This window comes from Azospirillum sp. B506, from assembly GCF_000333595.1.
GTDB lineage: Bacteria > Pseudomonadota > Alphaproteobacteria > Azospirillales > Azospirillaceae > Azospirillum.
In genome coordinates this window covers 1-9,861 of the sequence record NZ_BADK01000470.1, presented here as the reverse complement: position 1 = coordinate 9,861, position 9,861 = coordinate 1, and the positions used below count along the sequence as shown (strand labels likewise).

General features: G+C 67.8%; 6 protein-coding genes and 1 pseudogene. 3 read left to right on the top strand and 4 right to left on the bottom strand.

Annotated elements, in window-relative coordinates; all coding sequences use genetic code 11:
* The coding region (locus I71_RS14080; RefSeq protein WP_042695480.1) for a methyl-accepting chemotaxis protein at positions 1-768 on the top strand (768 nt) is incomplete at its 5' end.
* Positions 769-887: 119 nt separating this feature from the next.
* On the opposite strand, the gene I71_RS14075 is transcribed toward I71_RS14080, so the two are convergent.
* Positions 888-1,100, bottom strand: a complete 213-nt coding sequence (locus tag I71_RS14075) for a hypothetical protein (protein ID WP_042695479.1) — start codon at positions 1,098-1,100, stop codon at positions 888-890.
* A 237-nt stretch (positions 1,101-1,337) separates the two neighbouring features.
* Here I71_RS14075 and I71_RS14070 point away from each other — a divergent pair, with 237 nt between their 5' ends.
* A complete protein-coding gene (locus I71_RS14070; protein ID WP_244433830.1) occupies positions 1,338-3,404 on the top strand; it encodes an ATP-binding protein in 2,067 nt (688 codons plus the stop codon).
* 90 nt (positions 3,405-3,494) lie between these two features.
* Here I71_RS14070 and I71_RS14065 read toward each other — a convergent pair whose 3' ends face one another.
* On the bottom strand, positions 3,495-5,396 hold the full coding sequence (locus tag I71_RS14065) for a PAS-domain containing protein (RefSeq protein ID WP_244433829.1): 1,902 nt from the start codon (positions 5,394-5,396) through the stop codon (positions 3,495-3,497).
* A 346-nt stretch (positions 5,397-5,742) separates the two neighbouring features.
* On the opposite strand from I71_RS14065, the gene I71_RS14060 reads away from it, so the two are divergent.
* Positions 5,743-6,207 (top strand): hypothetical protein, encoded by a 465-nt coding sequence (locus I71_RS14060; RefSeq protein WP_244433828.1) that lies wholly within the window; start codon positions 5,743-5,745, stop codon positions 6,205-6,207.
* An 80-nt stretch (positions 6,208-6,287) separates the two neighbouring features.
* Here I71_RS14060 and I71_RS14055 read toward each other — a convergent pair.
* Together I71_RS14055 and I71_RS14050 are read right to left on the bottom strand one after the other, a co-directional pair.
* A pseudogene (locus tag I71_RS14055) lies at positions 6,288-9,418 on the bottom strand (efflux RND transporter permease subunit).
* A partial coding sequence (locus tag I71_RS14050; RefSeq protein WP_042695477.1) for an efflux RND transporter periplasmic adaptor subunit occupies positions 9,415-9,861 on the bottom strand: 447 nt, incomplete at its 5' end. The pseudogene I71_RS14055 and the gene I71_RS14050, both read right to left, overlap by 4 nt.

Below are 9,861 nucleotides of genomic sequence, written 5' to 3'. Positions count from 1 at the left end.
ACCGAACTGGACGCCACGGCGCAAAGCATGTCGCACACCGCCGATCAGACCAACAGGCAGGCCGCCAGCACGGCGGCGGCGGCGGAGCAGGCGTCGGTCAACGTGCAGACGGTGGCGTCGGCGACCGACGAGTTGACGGCGTCAATCTCGGAAATCAGCGCGCAGGTCTCGCGGTCCACCACCATCGCCGCCCAGGCGGTCGATGAAGCGGATGCGACCAACCGGCAGGTCCAGGGGCTGGTCGAGGCCGCCCAGCGCATCGGCGACGTGGTGAAGCTGATCACCGACATCGCCAGCCAGACCAATCTTCTGGCGCTGAACGCCACCATCGAAGCGGCTCGCGCGGGCGAGGCCGGCAAGGGTTTCGCCGTTGTGGCCAGCGAGGTGAAGAACCTCGCCAACCAGACCGCCAAGGCGACGGAGGAGATCGCCGGCCAGATCCTGGCGATGCAGCAGGCGACCGGCGAAGCCGCAAACGCCATCACCGGGATCGGCGGCACCATCACCGCGATCAACGAGATCGCCACCTCCATCGCGTCGGCCATCGAGGAGCAGGGAGCGGCCACCGGCGAGATCGCCCGCAACGTCCAGGAAGCGGCACGCGGCACCGAGGTGGTGACGGTGAACATCGCCGAGGTCAGCAAGGGCGCCACCCAGACCGGCAGCGCCGCGACCCAGGTGCTGGGCGCCGCCGGCGAACTGTCGCGGCAGTCCGAACAGATGAAGGCCGAGGTCGAACGCTTCCTGTCCGGCATCCGCGCGGCTTGAGGATCGGGGGGAGGACAGGGAAGCTGACAAGCTGGGTCAGAGGAAGGGTGGCATTGGCCGCCCTTCCGCTTTGGCAAGCCGCGCGACCGGAGCGGCCGCCCCCGTCAGGTCCAACCGCATCAAGGGCGTTTCGACCCGGCGGTCATCTTCCAGATGGCAACGAAGAACAGCGCGGTGCCGAGCAGGGCCGCATAAAGGATGATGGTGGGGTGGAACAGGAAGCCGATCGGCAGGATCAGCAGCAGGACCGCCGCCGCCAGCACCCCCAGCACGAAAATGCCGGGGTTGACATGCTCATAGATCGGGGCGTTCAGGTCGGTGTGGCTCGCCATGACATGTGCTCCAGTCCGATGCCGCGATACGCGGCCTTGGGTTGAGAATATGAGCACACGCTAATTTCAAGGATGGCGGCTGGCATTGCGAATTCGCAAGGAGTCCAGTGGTCCTTGCCGCTTCCCGGCATTTTTCCTTTCGCATACCCATTTCGTTTGGTTGCCCGGAAAGTTGCTCATGATAAGACACCAGGATCGAAGCGGGACGCCCGTCCTGCCGGCCGATGGAGAGACCGGGTGGCAGATCAGCAGACAGCGCTGGATGGATCGGCGCAAAGCGACGATCGGTATCGCGCCCTGTTCAACGCCCTCGAAGACGGCTTCTGCATCATCGAGTTCAGTGAGGATGCCGAGGGCAACCTTACCGATTACATCCACATCGAAGCCAATGACGGGTACGAGCGGCAGACCGGCATCCGCGGCATCGTCGGCATGGCGGTGCGCACGCTGGCCCCGGACGAGGCCGACGGCTGGATCGAGCTGTACGGCAATGTCCTGCGCACCGGCGAGCCGATCCGGTTCGAGCGGTATTTCGCCCTGGTGCAACGCTATATCGAGGTTTCGGCCACACGGGTGGAACCGGTCGGCCGGCGCCAGGTCGCCGTCCTGTTCCGCGACATCACCGCAAGGCGCCGGGCGGAAGAGGCCCTGCGGGTCAGCGAGGCGCTGGCGCGCGAGAATGTGCAGCGCGTCCAGCTGGCGCTGGCGGCCGGCGCCATCATCGGCACCTGGATCTGGGAGATCCCCGGCGACCGCTTCACCGTCGATCAGGCCTTCACCGAAGCGTTCGGCCTCGACCCGTCGCTCGGACGCGACGGGTTGAGCCTGGAACAGGTGATTGTCAACGTCCATCCCGACGACAAGCCTGGACTGATCGTCGCGATCCAGAAGGCGCTGGCCCGCGGCGGCGCCTATGCCCATCAATATCGGGTGAAGCGGGCCGACGGGAATTACTATTGGATCGAGGCGAATGGACGGGTCGAGCTTGGGCCGGACGGCAGGGCGCTGAGTTTTCCCGGCGTGTTGCTGGATGTCCAGGAACGCCGGGCGGTGGAGGCTGAGCGCGACCGGGCGGCGGCGGCGTTGCGCGCGCTGAACGAGACGCTGGAGCAGCGCGTCGCCGAACGCGGCGCCGAGCTGATGCGGGCCGAGGAGCAGCTGCGCCAGTCGCAGAAGATGGAGGCGGTCGGACAGCTGACCGGCGGGCTGGCGCACGACTTCAACAATCTGCTGGCCGGGATCTCCGGCGCCCTGGAACGCATCGCCGCCCGCGTCGACCAGGGCCGCGTCAACGAGCTGGACAAATTCATCATCGCCGCCCAGGGGGCGGTGCGGCGGGCGGCGGCGCTGACCCACCGGCTGCTCGCCTTCTCCCGCCAGCAGACGCTGGCGCCGAAGGCGGTCAGCATGAACCGGCTGGTCAGCGGCATGCTGGAGCTGATCCAGCGCACGGTGGGTCCGGCCATCCAGGTGGAGATGGTCGGCATGTCCGGCCTGTGGGCGACGATGGTCGACCCGTCGCAGCTGGAAAACGCGCTGCTGAACCTGTGCATCAACGCCCGCGACGCCATGCCCGGCGGCGGCCGGATCACCATCGAGACCGGCAACCGCTGGATCGATCAGGAGGGGGCACGGCTGCAGGACATGCAGCCCGGGCAATATGTCTCGCTCTGCGTGTCGGACAACGGCACCGGCATGACGCCGGACGTGATCGAGAAGGCCTTCGACCCCTTCTTCACCACCAAGCCCATCGGCCAGGGCACCGGGCTGGGCCTGTCGATGATCTACGGCTTCGCCAAGCAATCCGGCGGGCATGTGAAGATCTATTCGGAAGTCGGCGAAGGCACCATGGTGTGCCTGTATCTGCCCCGCCACCGCGGCGAGGCCGAGGAGGAGGAGATCCGCGACGAGACGGCCGTCTCGCCGCCGGCGCAGGTGGGCGAAACCGTTCTGGTGGTGGACGACGAGCCGAGCCTGCGCCTGATGGTGATGGATCTGCTGAACGACCTCGGCTATGTCGCCATCGAGGCGGCGGATGGCGCCGCCGGCCTGCGGCTTCTGCAATCGGATGCGCGCATCGATCTGGTGGTGACCGATGTCGGCCTGCCCGGCGGAATGAACGGCCGCCAGATGATCGATCTGGCCCGCGTCGGCCGCCCGACGCTGAAGGCCCTGTTCATCACGGGGTTCGCCGAGAACGCCCTGCTGAACAACGGCCAGTTGGAGCCGGGCATGTCGGTGCTGACCAAGCCCTTCGCCATGGACGTTCTGGCGGCAAGAATCAGGGAGCTGATCGCGGGGTGAGGAAGGGACGGTCTCCATGAGGCGGATGTCGGGACGGTGATGACCTCTCGCTGACCGCCGTCCCCATGACCTGGGGGCGGCCGCCCTCCTTCACCCGACCGGAAACCGCAGCACGAACCGCGTGCCCGTCCCCTCACCCTCCTCCAACGCGATGCTGCCGCGCATGGTGCCGGTCATGATGTTGGCACAGATGCTGAGGCCGAGTCCGCTGGCGCCCGTGCCGCGCTTCGTCGTGAAGAAGGGTTCGAAGATGCGGGGGCGGATGTCGGCGGGAATGCCCTTGCCGTCGTCGGCATACTGCATCTCGATCCAGCCCGATGGCTGTTCGCGGGCCGACAGCAGGATGCGGCCGGCCTCGCCCTCGTCATAGGCATGGACCAGGGCGTTGATGATCAGGTTCGACAGCACCTGCGCGAAAGCCCCCGGATAGCCGTCGACGATCAGGCCGGCGGGGATGTCGGGATCGACCCTCACCCGGGTGTGGCGCAGGCGGGGGCGCAGGCTCAGCAACACCTCGTCGACATAGGCGGCAAGGTCGAAGGGGCGGCGCTCGCCGCTCGCCTGGTCGGAGGCGACCTGCTTGAAGCTCTGGATCAGACCGGTGGCGCGCTCGACATTCGACAGGATCATCCGCGTCGACTCCCAGGCGACGTCCAGGAAGTCCTGGAAGTCGCTGCGGCGGATGCGGTTCTCCTCGAACAGGGTGCGGATGCGGGCGACCTCCTCGCCCAGATGCGAGATCGCGGTCAGGGTGACGCCGATGGGGGTGTTCACCTCATGCGCCACCCCGGCGACCAGTTGGGCCAGCGAGGACAGCTTCTCCGCCTGGATCAGGCTGGCCTGGGCGTCGCGCAGCTCCGCCTCCGCCCGCTTCCGCGCGGTGATGTCCAGCGCCACCGTCACGATGTGGGTGACCTCGCCGTCATCGTCGGTCAGCGGCATCTTGGTGGACAGCCAGTCGCGCATCGCGCCGTCGCCATCGGGCGCGCGGTCCTCGTGGAAGGGAACGCCCTGGCCGCTGTCCACCACCAGCCGGTCGAGCGCCGTGGCGCGGTCGGCCGCCGGGCCGGGCGGCGGGGCGGCGGCGGGGCCGTAGGTGTCGCGGTAGAAGCGGTTGGTCAGCCGCACCGTGCCGTCGCGGTCCTTCACATCGATCAGCGCCGGGATGGCGTCGATCACCCCGGTCAGGATCTCGCGGCTCTGACGCAGCGCCTCGTCGGCGATCAGGCGGGCGGTGATGTCGGTGAAGGTCCGCACCTGCCCGCCGTCCGGCAGCGGCACCACCCGCACCTCGATGAAGCGGCCGTCGCCCTGGGGACGGGCATAGACGAATTCACGGTCCGGCCGGCCCAGCCGGTCCATCAGATAGCCGGTCTTGGCGTCGAGATCGTCGCCGAAATCGGGGGCTCCCACCGGCATGTCGACCAGGCCGGTAGCGATCTGGTGGCGCACGACGTCGGGCAGCGCCGGCTTGCTGCGCATCACCTCCTCCGACACGCCGAGAATATCCAGGGCATTGCGGTTCCAGGCGATGTAGTGCAGGTCGCGGTCCAGCAGGACGATCCCCTGCCCCATATTCTCCAGCGTCAGGCGCAGCAGGTGGCGCTGGGTCGCAAGCTCGTCCTCCGCCCGCCGCTGCTCGGTCACGTCGGAATAGGTGCGGACGAAGCCGCCGCCGGAGGTCAGGCGGCTCCGCACCTCCAGCACGCGGCCATCGGGGCGGCGATGCTCGTAACGGGGTGGCTCGGCCCGACGCGCCCGCTCCAGATGACCGGCGGCGATGGCCTCGGGGTCGCCGGGGCCATATTCGCCGCGATGGGCAAGATAACGGATGATCTGGCCATAGTCGGCACCGGGCAGGTAATCCGCCGGCACGTCGAACATCTCGTAGAGCCGGCGGTTGATGATGCGGACCCGCAGATCGGCATCGACCATCATCACGCCCTGGTCCATCTGCTCCAGCGCCAGCACCGCAAGATCGTCACCGGCCAAAGGAGCCGATCCGGACGTCGAGCCGGGCGCGTCAGCCGGTGGGGAGCGATCCGTCGGAGGGTCGGGGAATCGGGCTGGCAAGGTCGGCACGCCATCCATCGTTACGCGGGTCCGCGATCGAACGGGCTACTGTAACAGCCGCTTCCCGTCCTGCCGAGCCTTCGTCTGTGCCGGCGAGCCGCAAGTCCGGGACATTTCTGTGGCATTTTAAGTATTTCGGAACCTTTGCCGCACTAGGCTGTTTCGCAGCGCTGGAGGTTTGTGCAGGATCGTACGATGAGCGATAGTTCGATGAACGGGACTTCGCTCTCCTTGCCTCCCCTGACCGTTCCGAGGTAGCCGCCCCTTGTCCGGACTCGCCGCCCTTCCCGCACCGACCAGCGCGATGCCCAGTTCGGGCCTTGCGAAGCTGCGTCAGATGCTGGCGAGCGATGCTGCCGCGGTCCAGCCGATCCGCCGCATTCCCGGCGAGGAGGAGCGCAAGCGCGGCAAGGACGGCACCGAGGCGACCGGAGACGCCCTGCAAGGCAGCGGTCGCGCCGATGCCGAGTCGACGGCGACGCGGACGAAATCTGCGGCCGGTTCGGCCGGCGGTTTCACCATCGGCGGTGCGGCGGAGGAGTCCGGCCCGGTCAATGGCGGTCCGGTGCCGCTGAACGCCCTGCCCAACGCCGGCTATGTCGCCCAGAGCATCCATCAGGAAGCCATGGGCAGCGGCCTGACCATCGAACCCTGGTCGGAGGCCATCGACGCCTACCGCCGCGCCGACGCCGGGGTGAACACGCCGCTGGTCACGCAGATCGCGGTGTGAGGTTCCCATCTCCCGGCTTCTCCCTCTCCCCCCTGGGGAGAGGGAATAGGCTCGGATGCGGTGAGCGGCAATAGCTTCGCTCAATCGTCCCCGCCGGCCGGCATCGGGTCATGAGGGGGACCATGCGGGATGTCCGCCTTGCGGCCACGGAACAGGCTGCTCATGAACTGGCCGAAATCCTCCATATAAAGGTAGAGCGACGGCGTGATGTAGAGCGTCAGCACCTGCGACACGCACAGGCCGCCGACCACCGCGAGGCCCAGCGGCTGGCGCAGTTCGGCGGCGGCACCATGGGCGATGGCGATGGGCAAAGTGCCCATGATCGCCGCCATCGTCGTCATGATGATCGGGCGGAAACGCAGCAGGCAGGCCTGTTCGATGGCCTCCCGCGCCGACGAGCCGTTGCGCCGGGCCTCCACCGCGAAGTCGATCATCATGATCGCGTTCTTCTTCACGATGCCGATCAGCATCAGGATGCCGATGATGGCGATGACGCTGAGTTCGACGTTGAACAGCATCAGTGTCGCCAGCGCCCCGATGGCCGCCGACGGCAGGCCGGACAGGATGGTCAGCGGGTGGATGAAGCTCTCGTACAGCACGCCCAGCACGATGTAGATCACCAGCACCGCGGCGGAGAGCAGCAGCGCCTGACCGGCCTGGGCATCCTGGAACACCTGGGCGGTGCCGGCGAAGCCGGTGGTGATGGTGGGCGGCAGGCCCATCTCCCGCTCCGACGCGCGGATCAGATCGACCGCCTGGCCCAGCGAGGCACCGGGCGCCAGGTTGAAGGACAGGGTGACGGCCGGCAACTGGCCCTGGTGGTTGACCGCCAGCGGGCCGGCGGTGCGCTCGACCCGCGCGAAAGCGTCGAGCGGCACCAGCTTGCCGGTGGTGGTTGAGCGGACATAGATGCGCGACAGCGAATTGTCGTCGCCCTGGTATTTCGGCTCCAGCTCGATCAGCACCTGATAGTCGTTGCTGGGGGTGTAGATGGTCGAGACCTGCCGCTGGCCGAAAGCCCTGTAGAGGGTGGAGCGCACCTGATCGACGCCGAGGCCCAGGGTCGCCGCCTTCTCGCGGTCGATGTGGACATAGGCCTGCGGTTGTTCAGCTGAAGGTCGCTGGTCACGTCCTGCAGGATCGGGATGCCGCGCAGGGTCTGTTCCAGCCGGCCGGACCACTGGTACAGCTCGTCGAGATCGAGGCCCTGGATGGTGTACTGGTAGAGGCTTTTGGACGAACGGCCGCCGATGCGCAGATTCTGCACCGGCTGCATGTAGACGGCCATGCCGGGGATGCCGTTGACCTGCCGGCGCAGCTGCTGGATCACCTCGGTGGCCGACGGACGCTCGTCGCGCGGCTTCAGCGTGATGAACATGCGACCCTGGTTGCCGGTGCTGCCGCCGACGCCGACGGAGGAGATGACGTCGACCACCGCCGGGTTGGCCTTCATGATGGCGGCGACCTGCTGCTGCCGCTCCGCCATCGACGGGAAGGCGATGTCGGCCCGCGCCTCCGTCGTCACCTGGATCTGGCCGATGTCCTCGGTCGGGAAGAAGCCCTTGGGGATCGCCTGATAGAGCATCGCCGTGCCGATGACGGTGCCGATCATCACCAGCCCCATCAGCGGCCGGTGGCGCAGGGTCCAGCGCAGGGTGCGGGCATAGCCGTTCAGCAATGCCGAGAAGCCGCCCTCCAGAATGCGGCCGAACCAGCCCTCCTTCTGGTCGTGGTTGTGGGTGAGGAAGCGCGAGCACATCATCGGCGTCAGCGTCAGCGATACGAAGGCCGACGCGCCGATCGACATGGTGACGACCAGGGCGAATTCGTGGAACAGCCGCCCGACCACGCCGCCCATCAGCAGGATCGGGATGAAGACCGCGACCAGCGACAGGGTGATCGACAGGATGGTGAAGCCGATCTCGCGCGCGCCCTTGATGGCGGCCTCGAACGGCTTCATCCCCTCTTCGACATAGCGGACGATGTTCTCCATCATGACGATGGCGTCGTCCACCACCAGCCCGACCGCCAGCGTCAACGCCATCAGCGAGATGTTGTCGACCGAAAATCCCAGCAGATGCATGCCGCCGGCCGTCGCGATCAGCGAGATCGGCACGGCCAGCGCCGGGATCAGGGTGGCGGACAGCCGGCGCAGGAACAGGAAGATCACCATGACGACCAGAACGATGGTCAGGCCGAGGGTGAACTGCACGTCCTCCACCGCCTGACGGATCGATTCCGAACGGTCGTTGACCACCTGGATGGCGGCGGCGGCGGGAAGCTGGGTCTGGAACACCGGCACCAGCTCGCGCACGCGGTCGACAACCTCGACCGTGTTGGCGTCGGGCTGGCGCTGGATCGCCAGCATGATGCTGCGGGTGCCGTTGAGCCAGCTGGCGGTGCGGTCGTTCTCGACGCTGTCCAGCACCTGCGCAACATCGCCGAGACGCACCGGCGCGCTGTTGCGGTAGGCGACGATCAGCTGGCGGAAGGAGGCGGCGTCGGGAAGCTGCGGGTTGGCGGCGATCACCAGCTGCTGCTGCTGGCCGGTCAGGGTACCGACGGGGGTGTTGGCGTTGGCGGCGGCCAGAGCCTTCTGCAGCTCGTCGATGCCGATGCCGCGCAGCGCCAGCGCGTTGGGGTTGACCTGCACCCGCACCGCGTATTTCTGCGAACCGTAGATCTGCACCTGGGCGACGCCCGGCAGGGTGGCGACCTTCGGCTGGATCAGGGTTTCGGCGATGTCGTTCAGCTGCGCCAGCGGCAGGGTCGGCGAGTTCAGCGACAGGAACAGGATCGGCTGGTCGGCCGGGTTGACCTTGCGGTAGCTGGGCGGGGTCGTCATCTCCGCCGGCAGCCGGCGCTGGGTGCGGGCGATGGCCGCCTGCACGTCGGCCGCCGCCGCGTCAATGTCGCGCTCCAGCACGAACTGGATGGTGATGCTGGTGTTGCCGAGCGTGCTGTTCGACGTGATGGTGTCGATGCCGGCGATGGTCGAGAACTCGCGCTCCAGCGGGCTGGCGACCGAAGCCGCCATGGTTTCCGGCGAGGCGCCCGGCAGGGTCGCGGTGACGCTGACCACCGGGAAATCCACCCGCGGCAGCGCTGCGGTGGGCAGCTGGCGGTAGGCCGCCAGGCCGCTCAGCACCAGGGCCGCCGTCAGGAGAATGGTCATCACCGGACGGCGGATGCAGAGTTCGGAGAGGTTCACGTCGCCCCCCCGGTGCTCTTGCCCTCGGCGGACTGGCCGGTGGCGGCGCCCTGCTGGCGCCCGCCCTCGGCCGTCTCGCCGCCTGTGGGGGCTGCGGGCTTGCCGCCGGCCTTCTCGCTGATCCTGGCGCCGGGGAACAGGCGCGACTGGCCGTCCACCACCACCCGCTCGCCCGCCGTCAGCCCGGAGGCGACGACGCTGAGGCCGCCATGGTTGCGCTCGACGGTGACCGGACGGACCTCCACCGTCTCGTCGGCTTTCACGACATAGACGAAGCGGCCCTTCTGGCCGGTCTGCACCGCCAGATCGGGGATGGTCAGGGCGTTCTGCTCGACCCGCAGGGTCAGGACGGTGTCGACGAACTGGCCGGGCCACAGGCGGGTGTCGGCATTCGGAAACTCGCCCTTCACCAGGATGGTGCCGGTCTGCTGATCGACCTGGCG